Annotated in this window: 18 protein-coding genes; 16 read left to right on the forward strand and 2 right to left on the reverse strand. The window is 71.4% G+C overall.

Going from position 1 to position 19,322, the window contains the following annotated elements; all coding sequences use genetic code 11:
- Positions 1-44: 44 nt before the first annotated feature.
- Positions 45-1,034 carry a phospholipase gene (locus tag AB0I22_RS28135; protein WP_363133729.1) on the forward strand — a complete coding sequence of 330 codons (990 nt, stop codon included), beginning with the start codon at positions 45-47 and terminating at the stop codon, positions 1,032-1,034.
- Positions 1,035-1,089: 55 nt separating this feature from the next.
- On the opposite strand, the gene AB0I22_RS28140 is transcribed toward AB0I22_RS28135, so the two are convergent.
- Entirely contained in the window at positions 1,090-1,965 is an 876-nt protein-coding gene (locus AB0I22_RS28140; RefSeq protein ID WP_363133730.1) for a carbohydrate kinase family protein, read from the reverse strand.
- A gap of 342 nt (positions 1,966-2,307) precedes the next feature.
- Here AB0I22_RS28140 and AB0I22_RS28145 point away from each other — a divergent pair, with 342 nt between their 5' ends.
- From AB0I22_RS28145 to AB0I22_RS28210, 14 genes are all read left to right on the forward strand, one after another.
- Entirely contained in the window at positions 2,308-3,060 is a 753-nt protein-coding gene (locus tag AB0I22_RS28145; RefSeq protein WP_363133731.1) for a GntR family transcriptional regulator, read from the forward strand.
- On the forward strand, positions 3,057-4,091 hold the full coding sequence (locus tag AB0I22_RS28150) for a carbohydrate kinase family protein (RefSeq protein WP_363133732.1): 1,035 nt from the start codon (positions 3,057-3,059) through the stop codon (positions 4,089-4,091). Before AB0I22_RS28145 ends, AB0I22_RS28150 begins: the two co-directional genes overlap by 4 nt.
- Positions 4,075-4,806, forward strand: a complete 732-nt coding sequence (locus AB0I22_RS28155; RefSeq protein ID WP_363133733.1) for a hypothetical protein — start codon at positions 4,075-4,077, stop codon at positions 4,804-4,806. Before AB0I22_RS28150 ends, AB0I22_RS28155 begins: the two co-directional genes overlap by 17 nt.
- A 1-nt stretch (position 4,807) precedes the next feature.
- On the forward strand, positions 4,808-5,152 hold the full coding sequence (locus AB0I22_RS28160) for a hypothetical protein (protein ID WP_363133734.1): 345 nt from the start codon (positions 4,808-4,810) through the stop codon (positions 5,150-5,152).
- Positions 5,149-6,033 carry a BtpA/SgcQ family protein gene (locus AB0I22_RS28165; protein ID WP_363133735.1) on the forward strand — a complete coding sequence of 295 codons (885 nt, stop codon included), beginning with the start codon at positions 5,149-5,151 and terminating at the stop codon, positions 6,031-6,033. The genes AB0I22_RS28160 and AB0I22_RS28165 overlap by 4 nt, the downstream gene beginning before the upstream one ends.
- Positions 6,034-6,327: 294 nt before the next feature.
- Positions 6,328-6,999 (forward strand): TenA family protein, encoded by a 672-nt coding sequence (locus AB0I22_RS28170; RefSeq protein WP_363133736.1) that lies wholly within the window; start codon positions 6,328-6,330, stop codon positions 6,997-6,999.
- 103 nt (positions 7,000-7,102) lie between these two features.
- Entirely contained in the window at positions 7,103-8,389 is a 1,287-nt protein-coding gene (locus AB0I22_RS28175; RefSeq protein ID WP_363133738.1) for an MFS transporter, read from the forward strand.
- A 289-nt stretch (positions 8,390-8,678) separates the two neighbouring features.
- The gene (locus tag AB0I22_RS28180) at positions 8,679-9,692 is read left to right on the forward strand and encodes a DMT family transporter (RefSeq protein ID WP_363133740.1); all 1,014 of its coding nucleotides are present in this window, start codon (positions 8,679-8,681) and stop codon (positions 9,690-9,692) included.
- A 289-nt stretch (positions 9,693-9,981) separates the two neighbouring features.
- Complete coding sequence (locus tag AB0I22_RS28185) at positions 9,982-11,037, forward strand: iron-containing redox enzyme family protein (RefSeq protein ID WP_363133741.1); 1,056 nt, start codon at positions 9,982-9,984, stop codon at positions 11,035-11,037.
- 49 nt (positions 11,038-11,086) lie between these two features.
- Positions 11,087-11,788 (forward strand): 2OG-Fe dioxygenase family protein, encoded by a 702-nt coding sequence (locus AB0I22_RS28190; RefSeq protein WP_363133742.1) that lies wholly within the window; start codon positions 11,087-11,089, stop codon positions 11,786-11,788.
- Between the two features lie 20 nt (positions 11,789-11,808).
- Positions 11,809-12,624 (forward strand): diaminopimelate epimerase, encoded by an 816-nt coding sequence (gene dapF, locus AB0I22_RS28195; protein ID WP_363133743.1) that lies wholly within the window; start codon positions 11,809-11,811, stop codon positions 12,622-12,624.
- 92 nt (positions 12,625-12,716) lie between these two features.
- A complete protein-coding gene (locus AB0I22_RS28200) occupies positions 12,717-14,804 on the forward strand; it encodes a molybdopterin-dependent oxidoreductase (RefSeq protein WP_363133744.1) in 2,088 nt (695 codons plus the stop codon).
- Between the two features lie 153 nt (positions 14,805-14,957).
- Positions 14,958-16,091: an aminotransferase class I/II-fold pyridoxal phosphate-dependent enzyme gene (locus tag AB0I22_RS28205; RefSeq protein ID WP_363133745.1), complete on the forward strand. Its 1,134-nt coding sequence runs from the start codon at positions 14,958-14,960 to the stop codon at positions 16,089-16,091.
- On the forward strand, positions 16,088-17,020 hold the full coding sequence (locus tag AB0I22_RS28210; RefSeq protein ID WP_363133746.1) for an ornithine cyclodeaminase family protein: 933 nt from the start codon (positions 16,088-16,090) through the stop codon (positions 17,018-17,020). The genes AB0I22_RS28205 and AB0I22_RS28210 overlap by 4 nt, the downstream gene beginning before the upstream one ends.
- A 95-nt stretch (positions 17,021-17,115) precedes the next feature.
- On the opposite strand, the gene AB0I22_RS28215 is transcribed toward AB0I22_RS28210, so the two are convergent.
- Positions 17,116-18,042 carry an aldo/keto reductase gene (locus tag AB0I22_RS28215; protein ID WP_363133747.1) on the reverse strand — a complete coding sequence of 309 codons (927 nt, stop codon included), beginning with the start codon at positions 18,040-18,042 and terminating at the stop codon, positions 17,116-17,118.
- 300 nt (positions 18,043-18,342) lie between these two features.
- Here AB0I22_RS28215 and AB0I22_RS28220 point away from each other — a divergent pair, with 300 nt between their 5' ends.
- Positions 18,343-19,245, forward strand: a complete 903-nt coding sequence (locus AB0I22_RS28220; protein WP_363133748.1) for a TauD/TfdA family dioxygenase — start codon at positions 18,343-18,345, stop codon at positions 19,243-19,245.
- Positions 19,246-19,322 lie beyond the last annotated feature (77 nt).

Genomic DNA, 19,322 nt, shown 5'->3' on the forward strand with positions numbered 1-19,322 from the left:
CGGCTCGTCGCCGTCACGTCTCAGCAGCTTGAAGGAGTGCCTTCTTGAACACTCACCTTCGACATGGCGCCCGCCCCCGGAGAGTACTGGCGCTGTTGGCGGCGCTGTGCGGAATCATCGGCGCGAGCGCCCTCGGCACGAGCCCGGCGTCGGCGGCCGACCAGCGGCAGGCGATCTATGCCATCGCGCACCGCGTCGACACCCTGGGCGGCGTGGACGCCGCCATCGCCCACGGCGCCAACGCCATCGAGATCGACACCTGCGCCTGGTGGAATCCGAACGAATGGCGCGCGTGGCACGACTGCTCCTCGGCCGGTGACAACCGGTACGGCCCCAGCTTCGACAGCATGATCGACCGCATCCTCTCCCACGCCAAGGCGGGACACCGGCTGTCGCTGGTCTGGCTGGACATCAAGGACCCGAACTACTGCGGAGAACAGCCGAACCGCGCCTGTAGCGTCGCCGGACTGCGCGACAAGGCGCAGCGGTTGACGGCCGCCGGCATCCAGGTGCTCTACGGCTTCCTCGAATACCACGGCGGCAGCACCCCGGACGTCGGCGGCCGGGGCTGGAAGAGCCTGGAGGGCAAGCTCGGCCCGCTGGAGGGCATCACGACGACCGGGTCCCGCGACAAGGTCCGGGACACGTTCAACCGGCTGGGCGCCGGATTCCCGAAGGGCCGCCGGGTGATGGACTACGGCGACACCAATATCGCCAACGGGTTCGGCAACTGCACGGAAGCCACCTGGAACACGTGCGCGGAACTGAAGAAGGGCGCCGCCGAGCGTTCCGCCGGACAGCTCGCGGCCACGCTGTCCTGGACGACCACCTACAACGACCCGTGGTACGTCGACAAGCTGCTGGGCGACGCGCGGGTGGACGGCATCATCGCGGGCTACGGCGCCTTCACCGGTGTGCGCGACTACGACAACAGCTGGCAGTGCGCCAACTCCATCGCCCTCATCCGCGACTGGGTGAACCGGCACAGCGGCACCCACCGCATGGCCGACAGCGGTGACCGCATGTTCCATTAGCGGCACCGCGCCGGGCCGGGGCGCACCGCTCCGGCCCGGTGCGCCGCCCGCGGGCCTATGCGCCGCGGGCGAGGTACGCCGCGACCGCGTCCCGGTCCGGCTGGCTCTCCCTGGCGCCGGGGCCCGTACAGGACAGGCCCGCGGCGACGGCGGCGAAGCTCGCGGCGGCGGCCGGTTCGGCGCCGCGTTCCAGTTCGGCGAGGTAGGAGCCGACGAAGCAGTCGCCCGCGCCGGTGGCGTCGCGGACCTGTATGTCGATGGCGGCTCCGGCCCGTGTGTCGCCGGCCGGCGTGTGCAGCCGCCAGCCGCGGGCGCCGTCGGTGACCAGGAGATGGGTGCGGTGGGACACCGCGGCGGCGGCGAGGTCGGGGCCGAGGAGGTGTTCGGCCTGCGAAGCGCCGATGATCGCGTGTTCCGCCGCCGACAGGGCGGCCCGCGCCGCCTCGGCGCTCTCGCAGCCGTCCAGGTCGACGACGGTACGTACGCCCGTCGCCCCGTCCAGCAGGGCCGCCGCCCAGGGGAAGCGGTATCCGTCGAGGTAGAGCCAGCCGCCGCCGGCCGCGGTGCAGCGCCGCACCACCTCCGCCACGTGGCTCTCGGTGACGTCGTCGTCCTCGCTGATGATGGAGCGCTCGCCGTCCGGGGTGACGAGGATGACCGCGGTGGTGAGGCGGCCCCGGCGCGAGGTCCACGCCACATCCACGCCGTCGGCGCCGAGTCCGTCCAGGAAGGCGGTGCTCAGCGCGTCGGGCCCGACCACCCCGGCGAATCTGGCGTCGGCGCCCATCCGCGCCGCTGCCGCCGCCGCGTTCGCGCCCATCCCGCCGTCGTGGCGTTCGATGCCGAGCGCCTGCACCCGGTCCCCCGCGCCGGGGAGGACGGGCACGTTCACCGTGAGGTCGCTGTTGCCGTACCCGCAGAAGACGATCATGAAAGAAGGGCACCCCATTCGCTGTGGAACCGCCGCCCGGCAGCCCGTCGAACCGCGCCGGCCGACCGCCTCGTGGGCGGGTCGGGACAGCGCGGGACCAGGCGGCGACGTGCGGTCCTGAAACACCCGGCCGACGGCGGAGCCGAGGCCGCCGTCGCGCCGGTCGCCCGTCGGTCGCGCCCTCGCTGAGCGGCGGATCCGGGCCGTGGTGCTGCACCGTAAGCGCGCTTCGTCGAGAACGTCAACGGGGTACGGGTGGCAACGCTGAGCGATCACCGATGCACCCAAAGTTGACGGAGTGGACCCGTTGACCAAACGTCATGACGTTCGGATACTTTCGGCATGGCTTGGGATGACGAAGACCTGGTGGACGGCCCCGTACCGAAGTGGCATCAGATCGCCGAACTGCTGCGGTCGGCCATCGCCGACGGCGAGTTCACCGCCGGTGACGCGCTGCCGTCCGAAACGCTGCTCACCCGGCGCTTCGGCATCAGCCGGACCACCGCCCGCAGCGCCCTGAACGAGCTGGAGGGCGACCAACTGGTCAGCCGGCGGTCCGGAAAGGGCACGATCGTGCTGCCGCCCAAGGTCGAGCAGCCGCTCAACCTGCTGTCCTCGTTCTCGGACGACATGCGGGCCCGCGGCCTGGCGCCGGGCTACCGGCTGGTCGCCGTCTCCGTGCTGCCCGCTCCCGCGCAGGTCGCCAAGGAGCTGGGGCTGACCGAGGGCGACGACGCGGTCTGCGTGGACCGGGTGCTGCTCGCCGACGACGAGCCCATCGCCTCCAGCGTCTCGTGGCTGTCGCCGCTGGCCGTCGACCCCGCGACGCCGCCGCCCGAGGCGGCGCTGCGGGACTCCTCGCTCTACCAGTGGATCGAGCGCACCACCGGTACGCGGATCAGCTCGGGCGAGGAGTACATCGAGGGCGGCGTCGCCGACGCGCAGCTGGCGCAGCGGCTGGCCGTCGCCAAGGGCGCTCCGATCCTGATCGCGCGCCGCCGCTCGCTCTCGGCCGCCGCCGTACCCCTGGAGTACGTGGTGATCACCTACCGGGCCGACAGATACCGCTTCCGAATCGAGCTCACTCGCCCATGAACAACGCCCCACCTCCGAACAGCGCAGCGAACAACACAACCCGCAAGGCCAAGACCGCGGTCTTCGTCGGGGACACGGTGTTCGACACCACACTCCGCGTGGGCTCCCTGCCCGCCGCCGACGAGAAGGTGGTCAGCGACTACCTCACCGACTCGGTCGGGGGCGTGGTGACCAACGCGGCCGTCGCCTGCTCCCTCACCGGTACGCCGACCGCGCTGGTCAGCTCCGTGGGAACGGACATGGCCGGCCGCGAGAGCGCCGAGCAGGCGCGCGGCCTCGGCGTGGACTTCCGGCCCGAGGTGTCGCAGGGCCCCTCCAGCCGGGCCGTCATCACCATCGCCGAGGACGGCGAGAAGCACCTCATCCTCGTGCCCGGCGTCCGCATGTACCCCTCCGAGTCCGTCTGCCGGGAGCTCTCCCTCGCCGACGCGGGCTGGCTGCATACCGCGGTCTACGACCCCGTCGCCGCGCGAGCCGTCATCGCCCGGTGCGCCGAGAGCGGCGTTCCGTGGTCGATCGACCTGGAGCCGGCGACGTTCCCCGACGGCATCGAGACGCTCGCGGACCATATCGACGGCGCCGCCACGGTGTTCTGCAACACGCACGCCGCACGCGCCATCGGGCCCGACGCGATCACGGTGCTCTTCGGCCTCGGCGCCCGCTCGGTGGTGTTCACCGACGGCTCGCACGGCGCCCGCTGGTGCACGCCGGGGGCCGCGGAGGTCACCGTCCCGGTCGCGCCCGGCGCGGCTCCCGTGGTCGACACGACGGGTGCGGGCGACTGCCTCGCCGGGTCGTTCGTCGGCATGATGCTCGACTCCGGCGACCCGCTCGACGCCCTCCGCTACGCGGTGGCGGCGGCCTCCCACAGCTGCTCGGGGCTCGGCGGCCACCTGTCGTACGCCACGCGTGCCGAGCTGACGGAGCTGCGCCGGCCCACCGGCACGCCCCCGCCCTCCCCGACCCCGTCGACCGCACAGCCGCAGGCCGGGCCCGCATCCCCCGGAGGTTCGTATGACGCTGCTGAGTGAGGAGACGGACGTCTTCGAGGCGGCTCCGGGGCAGCGGTGCGCCGTCCTGTTCCTGGCCCGGCTGCGCGCCCCGTTCGACGAAGACCCCGACAGCGCCCTGCGGCCGGTCATGAAGCGGCTCGACGCCCTCAAGGCCGAGGGCTGGCGGCTCTCCGTCGACCGCGTCCTCGCGGGCGACGGGACCGGGCACGAGACGGCGGACGCTCCCACCGTGTACGCCACCGGGTTCTCCCATGACGTCGACTTCGTCGGCATGTTCGAGGCCCCCACCCCGTCGGCCGCCCTGCGCGGGACGCTCGCCCTCGAAGAGGCGGGCTGGGCGCGTGCGCTGCGCACCGAATGGCTCATCGGGCCGCGGGAGTTCCTGCCGGTGGTCGGCCCCGCGTCCCGGCCCGAGGACGACTGGGCGTTCTTCGCGCTCTGGAAGTGGAACAGCGCCTGGCAGGCCGCCTCCGCCCAGCAGCGGCGCGAGTACGACCTGGAGTGCGACGTCGCGTTCGCCGCGGACGTGGCGGCCGGAGCCGCCATCGCCGGCCGGCACCGTCTGGACGGCGCGAGCGAGTGGGACCACGTCGGGGTGTGGCGGGTGCCGAGCGTCGCCATGGTGCAGACGGCGATGCGGGAGCACACCCGGGTGGCGGACTTCAAGTTCACGACGTCCCGCCACTACATCGGCCGTCGCACGCGGCTCGAAGACGCCTTGCGGAGGACATGACATGAGCGACACGAACAACACCCTCTGGCTGCACTACTCCCTCCCCCGTACCACGTGGTTCGAGCTCGAACCCGACATCCGGGCCCGGCACGAGGCGGCGTTCCAGAAGGAGCGCGACGCCTCCGAGCGGCTGGGCGGACAACGGGTCGGCGCGTACCACGTCCGGGGGCAGAGCGACTTCTCCGAGGTGGAGATCTGGCTCTTCCCCACCCCCGAACAGGCCTTCGATCACTGGTCCCGGCTGGTCACCGCCGGATACACCAGCTGCTTCGAATTCTCGAACCAGGTGGGACTGGCCGGCCCGGCCATCGGGTCCGCACCTGGCGCAATGGAAAGGACATCATGAACAACCCCGTCGACAGCACCGCAGGCGAGCGAACGGTAGGCGTCTTCCCGCCCAAGGAGTCGGCGCTGACCTCGATCTTCGGCACCGAGCGCGTCGTCATCGGCGTCGTGCACTGCCCGCCGCTCCCCGGCAGCCCGCACTACCGCGGCGAGTCCATCGCGGACATCGTCAAGTTCGCCGTCGAGGAGGCGAAGGCGTACCAGCAGGGCGGAGTCCACGGCCTGATCGTGGAGAACGCCTGGGACCTGCCCTTCCCCAAGCCGGAGGACCAGGGCTTCGAGACCGCGGCGAACCTGGCCGTGATCGGCGACCACGTGCGCGAGAAGACGGGCCTGCCGGTCGGCGTCAACGTCCTGGCCAACGGCGCGCACTGCTCGATAGCCACCGCCCAGGCCGCCCAGTCGTCCTTCGTCCGCGTCAACCAGTGGGCCAACGCCTACGTGGCCAACGAGGGCTTCATGGAGGGACTGGCCCCCGCCGCCACCCGGTACCGGGCGACGCTCCGCGCCGAGCAGCTCAAGGTGTTCGCGGACGTGCACGTCAAGCACGGTTCGCACTCCATCATCGCCGACCGGAGCCTGGCCGAGCAGACGGAGGACAACGAGTTCTTCGACGCGGACGTGCTCATCGCGACCGGTGGCCGCACCGGCGACGAGGCCGCCGAGACCGAGGTCCGGGGCATCATGGACGCCACCTCGCTGCCGGTGATCATCGGCTCAGGCATGACCGAGAACAACGCCGAACGGCTGCTGTCCCTGTGCCACGGCGCCATCGTGGCCTCCTCGCTGAAGGAGAACGGCCGCTGGTGGGGCCGGGTCGACCAGGCGAAGGTCCGGGCGTTCACCCGGCACGCCGAGCGCGCGGGCTACCAACTGCCGTGATCAGCGGCACGATCGACAGCTGAACCGCTGGTGGGCCGCACGGCACCACCGCCCTCCCCGGCAGCCCACGAGGCCTGGCACGGGGACGGCCCGCCGGCCTCGCCGGCGGCTGCGCCGCAGCAGCCGCCGGCCCCGACAGAACGACGGGTTCTCATCGACGGCGATGACTCCCTTCCGGCCGTGACAGCACCGGCCGGGGAGACCGCGCCGACGCGGCGGGCCGCCTCCGGCCCGGCCGCCGGACCCCTCTCCCACACCGGCGACGCCCGGCAGCGACAGCGGAGGTACCCCCTTATGCAAGAGCGGCACACACATGCGCGGTCGGCACCGCCCGGCCCCCTCAGCGCGGCCCTCAAGGAGCGGAACGCGGACGTATGGGACCAGGCGCGCACCATGCGGTTCGTACGTGAGGTCACCGACGACACCGTCGGCGACACCGTCTTCGCCCGGTACCTGCTGTTCGAGCGGGAGTTCGTGGACACCGCGGCCCGGCTGGCGGGCGCGGCCGTGCGCGAGGCGCCGAGCGCCGCGGCGCTGGCCGGGCACGCCCGTACGCTGCACGCCCTCGTGACGGACCAGTACGACTACTTCAACCGGGCGCTGGAGACCACCGGCGTGCCGGAGGTCGGACCGCGCGCCCAGGAGCAGGCGTCGGTGCTGACCGAGGAGGTCCTCGACGCGGCCGACGCCCTCGGCTACCCGGCCATCGTGACGTGCATGTACGCGGCGGAGTCGCTGTACGAGAACTGGTGCGGCGAGGCCGTCCGCTCGCCCTCCGCGCGTGCCGAGGTCGCGGACTGGGTCCACCTGCACACCGTAGAGCCCTTCACCACGCAGGTGCGGTTCCTGGAAGCCGAAATCGACGCCCTGGAGATCCTGCCGGAGACCGCGTCGGACCTGGTCACGGTCTTCGGGAAGGTCCTCGCCGCGGAGATCCGCTTCCACGACGCCGCCTATGTCGAGTAGCGGCCGCGACCACCCACTCCCGACCCGACCCGACCTGGCCTGACTGCCCGACTGATGACAGCCACCGCTACTGATCGCTCGTAGAAACACGGAAGGTGGAGCGATGCCGGACGCAAGCGAACACAGCAACATCCTCGACAGGATCGGCATTCCGCGAAGTCTGGCAGCGGGGTATCTGGCTCTGGCGTTCTTCATGATCGGAGACGGCGTCGAACAGGGCTACCTGTCCGCGTTCCTCAACGACCAGGGCTTCCCCTCCCACCAAGTGGCGCTGATGTTCACGCTCTACGGCGTGACCGCGGGGGTGTCCGCGTGGATGGCCGCCGCCCTCTCGGACGTCTTCGGCCCGCGCCGCCTCATGGCGGTGGGCGTCGCGGTGTGGGTGGTCTTCCACGTCCTGTTCGTCACCTTCGGGGTGACGCAGCACTCCGGGGCGGCGCTGCTCATCTGCTACGGGCTGCGCGGATTCGGGTATCCGCTGTTCGCGTACGGGTTCCTGATGTGGGTCGTACGGACGGCGCGCCCGGAGAAACTGGGCGTGGCCGTGGGCTGGTTCTGGTTCGCCTACATCGCCGGCTTCTCCACGCTGAGCCCGCTGATCGCCAAGGAGAGCATCGCCCTCATCGGCCCGCGATCCACGCTGTGGGCGGCCCTGCTGGTGATCGCGATCGGCGCGGCCATCGGGATGCGGGTCCGCGCGCCCGGCGGGGACCGCCCGATCGCCCGCCCGGAGGAGAACCCGCTGCGCGGCCTGGTCAAGGGCGTCTCCGTGCTCTGGCAGGAGCCGAGGGTGGCCGTGGCGGGGCTGGTCCGCGTCATCAACGGCGTCTCACAGTTCGGCTTCCCGGTCTTCCTGCCGGTCTACTTCACCAAGACCCTCGGGTTCGCGCTGGGCGACTGGCTCACCATCTACTCCGTGATGTACCTGGTGAACCTGGGGTTCAACCTGCTCGCCGGGTACTGGAGCGACAAGTACGGAGTCACCCCCGTACTCCGCTGGATGGGCTGCGTGGGGTGCGCCATCACCACGGTCGCCTTCTACTACGTCCCGACCGCGACGCACAGCTTCTGGCTGTCCCTGCTCATCGGCAGCCTGTTCTGCGCCTGCCTGGCCGGGTTCTCCCCGATGTCCGCGCTGATGCCGCAGATCGCCCCGCGCCGTACGGGCGCGGCCATGGCCGGGCTGAACCTCGGCGCGGGCCTCGGCACGGCGGCGGGCCCGGCGCTGGTCGGCCTCTGCCTGACGCCGATCGGCGTCGAGGGCACGATGTGGGTGTTCGGCGCGTGCTACATCATCGGCGCCCTGCTCACGGTCTTCCTCAACCGCACCACGCCGCGGGATGCGGCCCCGGCCGACGTGGCGGGCCCGCGGCCCGCCGAGGTCGGCTGACGCCGCGGCCGGACCCCGCCCGGCCTCGGGACGGGACGTCCGCGCTGTCGGCGCACGCGGCGCCGGTACCCCGTCCCAGGCGCCGTCAACCGGCCGTATCCGGACCGGATACACGCATCCCCAAGACACCCGCCCCGCCGCCGGATAGGGTGCCCGCATGCTTCCGCTGTTGATGTCTCCCCCGCCCGCCGCCTGAGGCGGGCAGTCACGCAGCCACCCCGAGTGCCGGGGTGGCTGCGCGGGTTGCCCACGAAGACTTCGTGCAGGCAATCGACCGAGGAGACCTCTTTTGCAGTCCTCTTCCGCCCTGCCCGTGTGGCGGGGCGCTCTCTACGTCGCGATCGCGGCCACGGCCTGGGGCACCGGCGGCGCCGTGGCCACCGCAATGTACGGCGTCGGCGGGATCGGCCCCGTCGCCGTCACCTTCTGGCGGTTCCTCGCCGGACTCGGGCTGCTCCTGGCGGCCCACGCCGTCTGGCGGGCCCGGCGGCCCGGGACCGTGCCCCCGCTGCGCGCGCTGTACGCGGCGAACCCGCGGCGGGCCCTGATCACGGGCCTCGGGATGGCGTTGGCCCAGACCGCCTACTTCGCCTCCGTGCAGCAGGCCGGACTGGCCGTCGGCACGGTGGCGACCCTGGGCTCGGGCCCCGTGCTGGTGGCGGTCGGCGCCCGGCTGACCCTGGGCGAGCGCACCGGCGCGGCCGGAGCCGCCGCGGTGGTGTGCGGCGTCGCCGGCCTGGCGCTGCTGATGGGGGGAGCCGACGGGCGCACCGGCCCCGACCCCCTGCTGGGCATCGGATACGCGATGCTCTCCGCCGTCGGCTACGCGGGAGTGACCCTGCTGGGCCGCTCCTTCGGGCGGAACAACCCCGGCGGCGTGTTCGAGTCCACGGTGCCCGGCTTCACCGTGGGCATGGTCTGCCTCCTGCCGATGGCGCTGTGGGAGGGGTTGGCGCCCGGCATGGACCGGCCGGGGCTGGCTCTCGGCCTGATCCTCTATCTGGGGGCGGTGCCGACGGCGTTGGCGTACATCCTGCTCTTCGTCGGCCTCCGGGTGGTCCGGGCGACCACGGCCTCCGTGATTGCTCTGGTCGATCCGCTCGCCGCGGCGGCCATCGGCGTCCTGGCCTTCGGCGAGCGGCTGAACGCGATCGTCCTCGGCGGCACGGCGCTGCTGCTCTTCGCCGTGCTCTTCCTCGCGGTTCGCGAGGGGTCCGGGCAGCCGAGTTCCCGAGGGGGTCCTGGCCCGGAGCGGAGCCGTGAGCGGCCCGCCCCGCGTCCGTCGGCGCGGACCGAGGAATGATCCCGGAAACGCCCGCGATAATGATCGCGAAAAAGGTCGCGGAAAGATCGCGGAAAGATCGCGGGCACACGAAAATGATCGCGGGAATGATCGCGCTCACCCGTCGTTGATCGCGGGAATGATCGTAAAGGCGCGGTAATGCGTGCGGGCAGTGGGTCCTTGTGGCCCACTGCCCGTTGCCTTTCGGCCAATCTCCTGATGTTATATAGGTCCTGAGGCTGTAGGGCACTAGCGTTTCTCAGGAGGCCATGCCACCGGCATGAGGCGCCGATCTATGGCAGGAGTCGGCATGAACACAGAAGCTCATTTACTCGATCAAAAGCCGGGCGTCGACGCATATCCGGTGGTGGAGGAAGTCTCCGCGCTGCTGGAACGCCCGGCGGAAGATCTCGACGCATCGGTGACCGGCGCGGAACAGGCGGCGCTGCGCGCCGCCGTCAGCGATCTCAACGCACGGGCGGCGGCCGGCGATCCGGCGGCGTTCTACGGTCAGCAGCTGCTGCTCTCCCGTATCTACGGGCTCTCCATCCAGCTCCCCGAGGGGCCGACCGCCGAGGGCTCCACCTTCGTCCACGAGGTGCTTCGCCTGCTGGAGCGGGCCACCGCGGCCGCCGAGGACGCCGCGCTGGAGCCGGGCGCGCTCGACGCGGCGCCCGCCGAACCGGCCGCGTACCTGTCCTGGCTGAAGAAGTCCGCGCGTGAACACCGCGTGTACAAGCACGCCTATTATCGAGAGTTCATTCGCGACCGGGCCACGACGGACGATCTGCGAAACTACGTGATCCAGGAATCGGTCGTCGACGGCCGATTCGACGATCTTCTCGCCATGATGCAGGTCGGCACCAGCGGTGACGCGAAGATGGAGATCGCCGAAAACTTCTGGGACGAGATGGGAAACGGCGACCCCGCACAGGTGCACACCCATCTCTTCAACCAGATCTTCCGGGTCTTCGATATTCCCGCCCGGGAACTGGAACGGTCGCTCACCGCCAACGCCCTGCTGTCGGGGAACCTCGCCGTTCTCCTGTGCAGGTACCGGCATCTCTATCCGGAGGCCGTCGGGTTTCTCGGGATGACCGAATGGCTGGCGCCCGAGCGCTTCGTCCACGTCGTGCACGCCTGGGAACGGCTCGGGCTGCCCGACGTCGGCATCGTCTACCACAAGCTGCACATCACCATCGACTCCCGGCACGCGGCGGGCTGGTTCCACAACGTGGTCGTCCCCGCCGCCGCCTCCGAGCGCATGCGGCGGGCGATCGCCCGGGGCACGCTGTGGCGGCTCAACTCCTCCGCCCGCTACCTCGACGAGCGCATGCCCGAACTCGCCGCCCACCGGCCGGTCTGACAGGAAAGGCCGCCACTCACCGTCCGGTCCGACAGGAAAGGTCAGCGCCATGTCAGTCGGCCCCCAGGGGTTCTCGATCATCGACCTGCCTCCGGCGACGCCGGAGACGCTGGACAGCTACAACGATCTGCCGGTCGACCCGTTCATGGGCAACGGCACGCGCCACAAGCGGTTCACGCAGTACCGGCTGGCACCGGAGCCAGGCACCGAGCACGGCTGGAGCTACGAGAAGCTGCCGCAGCGCGACTACATCACCTACACCAAGTACAACACCGTGGCCGGCGGCGTCCGCCGCCCGTACGAGCCGATCGCCGTCGACTTCACCTGGCTGGTCACCGCCGGCGCGGACGCGCTCGGCCTGGACCGCGGCCACGACTGGCAGGTCAACATCCACCAGAACCGCAGCGTGGCGGAGAGCGGGCACGACGCGCCGATCACCCCGGAGGGCATCCACAGCGACGGGCACGAATACATCATGATCGCCGTGCTGGGGCGGAACAACGTCGCCGGGGGCGAGACCCGGCTGTGGCTGCCGGACGGCGACGCGCCGTTCTGGACGGGCACGCTGGCGCCGGGGCAGGCCGTCCTCCTGGACGACCAGGCGGTCAAGCACGAGGCCACCGACGTCACTTCGGCCGACGGCGGCCCCGGCCAGCGGGACATCGTCATCGTCGCCTACTCCACCTGGGAGAACCGGTGGTACGGCGAGGAGTACGAAGCGGCGGCCCTCTCCGACGGCCCGCAGAACTGACCCGCGGCAACGGCCGGTCCATGGGCGACGTCGTGAAGTACCAGGCGCTCGGCAACGACTACCTGATCGTCGACCCCCGAGGCGGCGGTACGGACCTGGGCACGGAGCCCGCCCCCGCCGCCGTCCGGCTGCTCTGCGACCGGCACCGCGGCGTCGGCGCCGACGGGCTGCTCCTCGGACCGCTGAACGAGCCCCGGCCCGGCGCCGCCGCCGCTCTGCGCATCTTCAACGCGGACGGCAGCGCGTGCGGGATGAGCGGCAACGGACTGCGCATGTTCGCGCTGTACCTCGGCGAGCGCTACGTACCCGAGTGGCGCACGGGGACGCCGTTCACCGTACGGACGCCCGGCGGCGACGCCCAGGTCCGGATCACGGACGCCGCCGACGGGCGGGTGCGCGTGGACATGGGCCGGGCGCGCTTCACCCCCGACGGCGGGGCGACGGCCACCGCCGTCCCGCTGGCAGGCGCGGGGCCGGACGACGAGGTCACCGTCACCGACCTGCACCTCGGCGTGCCCCACACCGTCGTCTTCCGGGACGCGGTCGACGACGAGCTGGTGCGGCGCCTGGGCCCCGCCCTGGCCTGGCATCCCCGCCACCCCGCGGGCACCAACGTGGAGTTCGTACGCGTCCGCGACCGCCGCACGCTGGACATCGCGGTCTGGGAACGGGCAGCGGGCGCCGTACCCGCGTCGGGCGGCGGCGCGTGCGCGGCGGCGGCCGCCGCACACGCGCACGGCCTCGTCGGCCCCGATGTGACGGTCCGCATGCCCGGCGGCGAGGTCGGCGTGAGCGTGGCGCCGGACGGCCGGATCAGCTCGACGGGCACCGCGTAGGAGGTGATGACAGGAGTGCTCTCACGGTCGCTGCTCGACGAACTGGCCCAGCGGAGCACGGCGTTCGGCGAGCCGTCGTAAAGGAGGGGCACATGAACACCGCACAGGTCCCCGGGGCGTGCCCCCTGGACTGCCCGGACGGCTGTAGCTGGCAGGTGAGCGTCCGGGACGGCGAAGCCGTCGCGCTGCGCGGCACCCCCGACCACCCCTATACCCGGGGCACTCTCTGCGTGAAGGTCAATCAGTTCCTGGAGCACACGCGCGCCCCCGACCGGCTGCTCCACCCCATGCGGCGCGTCGGCCGCAAGGGGGAAGGCCGGTTCGAGCGCGTCGGCTGGGACAGCGCCCTCGACGAGATCGCCCGGCGGCTGAAGGGCACGATCGAGCGCTACGGCGGCGAGGCGATCTGGCCGTACCAGGGCACGGGCACCCTCGGTTTCCTCCAGGGGCTCCAGGGGCGCGCCGGCAGCCGGCTGTGGAACGTCCTGGGCGCCTCGCGCCACGACATGACGATCTGCTCCATCGCCGGCCTCGCGGGCCTCCGGTACACCCTCGGCGTCAGTACGGGGATCGACCCGCAGAGCATGGCGCACGCCCGGCTGGTCCTGCTGTGGGGCAGCGACCCCCTCACCAGCCACCACCATCTGTGGAAGGTGCTCCAACGCGCCCGCGGGAACGGCGCGCACATCGTCGTCATCGACCCGATCCGCAGCCGTTCGGCGGCCCAGGCCGACGAGCACATCGCGCCCCTGCCGGGCTCGGACGCCGCGCTCGCCCTGGGCCTGCTGCACGTCGTGCTCCAGGAGGGCGCCGAGGACCGGGAGTACCTGGCCGCCCACACCGTGGGATGGGAGGAATTCCGGCAGCGGATCATGGAGTTCGGCCCCGGGCGCACGGCGCGGGAGACGGGCGTGAGCGAGGAGGAGATCGTCCGGCTCGGCCGCCGCATCGCCCGCAGCAGACCCACCGCGATGCGGGTGTCGCAGGGCTTCCAGCGCCACGCCGGCGGCGGCGCCGCCGTGCGGACCCTGGCCTGCCTGCCCGCCGTCACCGGGGACTGGCAGCGGTACGGCGGCGGACTGCTGTACTCGACGGACGGGTACTTCGGCGCCAACCGCGAAGCCCTCTTCCGGGACGACCTGTTGCGCCGCCCCGTGCGCACCCTGTCCATGACGCGGCTGGCCGAGGGGCTGCTGGAGCTGGACGATCCGCCCGTCGAAGCGCTGATCGTCTACGGCGCCAACCCGCTGGCCAGCTCCCCCGACCAGAACCGCATCCGCCGCGGCCTCGCCCGCGAGGACCTCTTCACCGTGGTCATGGACCACTTCCAGACCGACACCGCCGACTACGCCGACATCCTGCTGCCCGCCACCATGCAGACCGAGCACCTGGACGTGCACGACGGCTACAGCCACCTGTACATCGCGTGGAACGAACCGGCGGTCGCCCCGCCGGGCGAGTGCCTGTCCACCACCGAGACCTTCCGCCGCCTGGCCCGGGCCATGGAGCTGACGGAACCGGCGCTCTACACCGGCGACGAGGAGCTGGCGGCCGAACTCCTCGACTCCCCGCACCCGTCCCTGGGCGGCATCACCGTCGACTCGCTGCGCACCGAGGGGTGGGCCCGGCTCTCCTACCCGGCCGAGTTCGTGCCCTTCGCGGACGGCTTCCCCACCCCTTCGGGGAAGCTGGAGTTCGTCTCGGAGACCGCCCGGGCGGACGGCCACGACGCCGTGGCCGGATACGTTCCGACGCGCGAGAACGGCGACGCCGAACGGGCGCGCGCCTTCCCCCTCGTCCTCATCACCGTCGCGAACCACTTCTTCCTCAACACCGTCTTCGGGAACAAACCCGAACTGCTCCGCCGGGCCGGCCCGCCGTACGTCGTCCTGCACCCGCTCGACGCGGCGGCGAGCGGCATCGCGGCCGGCGACCGCGTGCGGATCAGCAACGAACGAGGCTCCTTCGAAGCCCTGGCCCGGATCGACGACGTCGTGCGCCCGGGGGTCGCCATGGCGAAGAAGGGCCACTGGCTCAAGTTCACCGGCGGCTCCGGCCCCAACGCCACCGTCGAGGAACGGGACGCGGACATGGGCGGCGGAGCGGTCTTCCACGACAACCGCGTACGGATCACGCCCATCGCCCGGAGCGAGGCCGACGATACCGAGGACGGCGGATGAAGTTCCGACGACCGGTCCGCGGCGGGCTCCAAGTACAGCAGCCGGCCCTCGCCGCCCGGGAGCTGGAGCTGACCCCGGCTCAGCTCGCCGCCGCCCGGACGCTCCAGAACCCGCCCTTCCCGCCTCCATTCCACCGAGCAGTTGGGGACAGCCATGACCTTCATCCCGTTCGAACTCCTTGAGTGGCAGCAGCGGCGGGGCGTCACCGCCGCCGCCACGTACAACCTGTCCGACAGCGGCTGCCGGCCGATCCGGCTGCGGGAGCTGGTCGACGGCGAACAGGCGCTGAACCGGCTCCTCGACAGCGAGCTGAGCTACCCGCCGACGTGCGGCACGGACCGGCTGCGCGCGCAGATCGCCCAGTGGCACGCCGGGAGCAGCGACTACGCGCCGGAGGTCATCGTCACCGTCGGCGCGGCCGAGGCCAACACGGTCGCCGTCGACACCCTCATCGGCCCCGGGGACCACGTGGTGACGATGTCGCCCGGCTACCGGCAGATCTGGGGCGCGGCCCAGAACCGGGGCGCCGTCGTCGACGACGTCCCCCTGGACCCGGAGCGCGGCTGGCGGCCCGACATCGACGCCCTGGCCCGCGCGGTCCGCCCGGACACCCGGGCCATCGTGCTGACGAACCCCAACAACCCGGTCGGCACCGTCCTGACCGTGGAGGAGATACGGGCGATCGTCGCCGTCGCCGACCGGGTCGGCGCCTGGATCCTCTCCGACGAGGTGCACCGCGGCACCGAACTCGGCACCGACGAGCTCAGCCCCACCTTCTGGGGGCACTACGACCGCGTCATATGCGTCGGCAGCCTCTCCAAGGCGTTCGGCATGCCGGGGCTGCGCCTCGGCTGGCTGATCGCGCCGTCCACGCTCCTGCCGCGGCTCCGGCGACGGCACGAGTACACCACCCTCTCCACGGCCGGCACGGCGATGGCGATGGCGGAGCTGGCGCTCGAACCGGCGGCCCGCGCCCGGCTGCTCGGCCGCTACCGCGGCTTCCTGCGCGAAAACTGGACCCTGATGCGGCAGTGGATCGACTCCCACGACCAGCTGCTCTCGGTCGTGCCGCCCCAGGCCACCGCCCTGACGTTCGTCCGGTACCGCCTGGACCTGCCCAGCACCGACGTCGCCGAGGCCCTGCACGCCCGCGGCAAGGTGCTGGTCGGCGCCGGAATCCACTTCGGAACCGAGCACCACCTGCGGTTCACCTACGGCCAGGAGCCGACCCAGTTGGCGGCGGCGCTGGAGAAGACTTCACACGTGCTGAAGGAACTGAGCGCGTGAACCCCACGAAACTGTCCCTGATCGACGCCGATGAACTGGCGCGCCGGCTGCCCATGCCGCGGGCGGTCGAGGCGCTGGACCGGGCCCTGCGCGCCGGGCTGGACCCCGAGGCGGACGTTTCGCGCACCGTGCTCGACGTCGAGGCGGGCCACCTGCTGCTGATGCCCGCCTCCTCGTCCTCGTACGTCGGGGTGAAGATCGCGGCGGTCGCGCCCGGCAACCCCGCCCGCGGCCTGCCGCGCATCGTCGCCTCCTACCTCCTCATGGACGCGGCCACGCTCTGCCCGACCGCCCTGATCGACGGCTCCGCCCTGACCCTGCTGCGGACGCCAGCGGTCTCCGCCGTCGCCGTGGACCATCTGGCGGCCCCGGACGCCGAACGGCTCGTCGTCTTCGGAGCCGGGCCCCAGGCGTGGGGCCATGTGGAGGCGGTCAGGGCCGTACGGCCCATCTCCTCGGTCGGCGTCGTCGCGCGCCGGCCGCGGCAGGCGGCCGAACTGGTCGAGCGCTGCCGGTCGGCGGGGCTGTCCGCGGCGGCCGTCCCAGCGCGGGACGTCGCGACCGCCGACGTCGTCGCCTGCTGCACGACGGCGCGGATGCCGCTGTTCCCCGGCGCGGCGGTCGCGGACCACGCGGTCGTCGTGGCGATGGGGTCGCACGAGCCGACGGCCCGCGAGGTGGACGGCGACCTGGTCGCCCGCGCCACCGTCGTGGTCGAGGCGCGCGGCGCGGCCCTGCGCGAGGCGGGCGACATCCTGATCCCCCTGCGCTCGGGCGACATCGGCCCCGAGGCGATCGCGGGCAATCTGTCCGAGCTCGTGCGCGGAGCCGTAGAGGTCGCGCCCGGGCGGCCGAGGCTGTTCAAGGGCACGGGCATGGCGTGGCAGGACCTGGTGGTGGCCGCTGCCGCCGTGGACGGGTCCCCATGAGCGCGCGGCGGCGGCATCTTACGAGTCTGTCGCCGTCGCACTCACGTCGCGGCCGACGGCGCGGACCGCCGGCGGTTCCGGATCGCTGAACGCCGCTACAGCAGCTCCAGGATCTCCCTCAGCTCCTGGGCGGTGGGAACCCACTCCCCCGCCGCCGCGTTGGCCCTCACCTGTTCCGGCTTCTTCACCCCCGCTATCACCGAACCGCAGCCGGGGAACGCGGCGAGCCCGCCGATCGCGATCTCCAGGAGGCTGCGGCCGTTCTTCACGCCCCAGGCGCACAACGCCTCCACGGTGTCGAGCCGTGCCTCCGTGACCTGGTACGCGCTCTCCGCGATACGGCTCCCCTCAGGGATGGCCTCGCCACGCCGCACCTTGCCCGTCAGCAGGCCGTTGGCCAGCGGGAAGTACGGCAGCACTCCGAGCCCGAAACGCCGTGCGGCCGGGACCACTTCGTGCTCGACGCCACGGTCGAGCAGCGACCAGTGGTTCTGCGCGGAAATGAACGGCTCGAACCCTCCGGAGCGGGCGGCACACGCGGCCTCGGCGATCCGCCAGCCCTCGAAATTGGAGTTCCCGATATACCGGACCTTGCCTTCCCGGACCAGTTCGGTGAGAGCGGCGAGCGTCTCCTCTATGGGGGTGTGCGGGTCGGGCGTGTGGATCTGATAGAGGTCGATACGGTCCGTACGGAGGCGGCGGAGGGACGCCTCGACGGCGCGGCGGATGTAACCGCGTCCGCCCTTGGCACCGGCTGCCGGTCCGTACCCCATCCCCATCTTCCGGTGTCCGAACTTCGTCGCCAGGACGATATTCTCCCGCTGCCCCTGAAGGCATTCGCCGAGCACGGATTCCGAGTCTCCGTAGACATCAGCCGTATCGAAAAACGTGATCCCGGAATCCAGCGCGGCGCCTACCACCGTACGCGCTTGCTCCAGCCCGACGGATCTCCCCAATTCACTGCACCCCAAGCCGACCGCGGAGACCCGTAACCCCGAATTACCCATGGAGAGATAGCGCATAGCCTGCCAGTGTACGGGGGCTTGACGCCCGTTCAAGAGGCGGCCGGACCGGGAACTCGGCCGAAAACAGCGTGAAGTGTCTGCCGCGCGAGGCACAAGGGGCGGCAGGGGTATGCGGGACAGGGGAACTGCTGATGTTCATGCCTGAACCTGGCCGAATCGGTAAGTCATGAAGCGACGCCTTCTTGACGGCCCATCACGGCTGCCGATAATCGAACCGATCGGCTGTTGGATTTCCCTCGTCGGGCGCGCTGGACGACACCGAGACTCCGCGCCGGGCGCGGCCGAGGAGGGCATACCGTGGCCAAGGAGTTCTCCAGGATCGATGTGCGCGGCGTCGCGGGAAGAATCGGGGCGGAGATCCGAGATCTGGATCTGACGGCTATGGACGGGTATGACCCCGGCATCATGACGGAGATACGGGCCGCCCTGCTCCGGCACAAGGTGATCTTCTTTCGTGAGCAGAACCTGAGCCATGCCGCCCAGGTGACTTTCGCCTGTCGTTTCGGCGAGGTGACCCGCCTGCCCGGTGCGAAACACGGCACGCACCCGGAGGGGTTCCCGGAGATCCTCATCGTCGATCCGGATGCGAAAGGAACGCGGCACGGCCTCAAGTTCGAGGAGCGGCTGCGCCGCAAGTCGCTGCGCCATGACTCCGGCTGGCATGTGGACGTCGGCTCCGCCGTGAATCCGCCGGCGATTTCGGTGCTCAGCTGCGAAGTGGCCACGGAGTGCGGCGGAGACACCCAGTGGACCAGTCTCGTCGCCGCTTACGAAGGCATGTCCAGCCCCTTGCGGCAGTTGGCCGACGGCCTGCGGGCCGAGCATGGGCTGCACGCCGGTGTGCGGCTGCTGTTCTCCGACGACGAGGACCTGGAGATCATCCGAAAGCGCGTCGGGGATACGCTGTTGTCCCTTCACCCGGTGGTGCGCGTGCACCCGGAGACGAAGCAAAGGGCGCTCTTCCTCCCGCCGGCATCGGTATCTCACATTGCCGGAGTGCTCCCCTGGGAGAGCGACGGGATTCTCGGATTGTTCTTCGCCCACCTCAGCCGTCCCGAATACACCGTGCGGCATCACTGGCAGCCCGGCGACGTCGCCGTCTGGGACAACCGCTCGGCAGCCCACCTCCAGCCCGCCGATCTCCACCACACCGACTACCGGCGCAGGATGTACCGGGTGCTGGGGCGTGCAGATCTTTAACTCACCATCTTGATCTTGCTTTGGTTGGGGCCGGAAGCGAGGAATGCTGCGATGTCGGCTGGTGTGCGAAACCGGGC

Source organism: Streptomyces sp. NPDC050610, assembly GCF_040654875.1.
Lineage (GTDB): Bacteria > Actinomycetota > Actinomycetes > Streptomycetales > Streptomycetaceae > Streptomyces.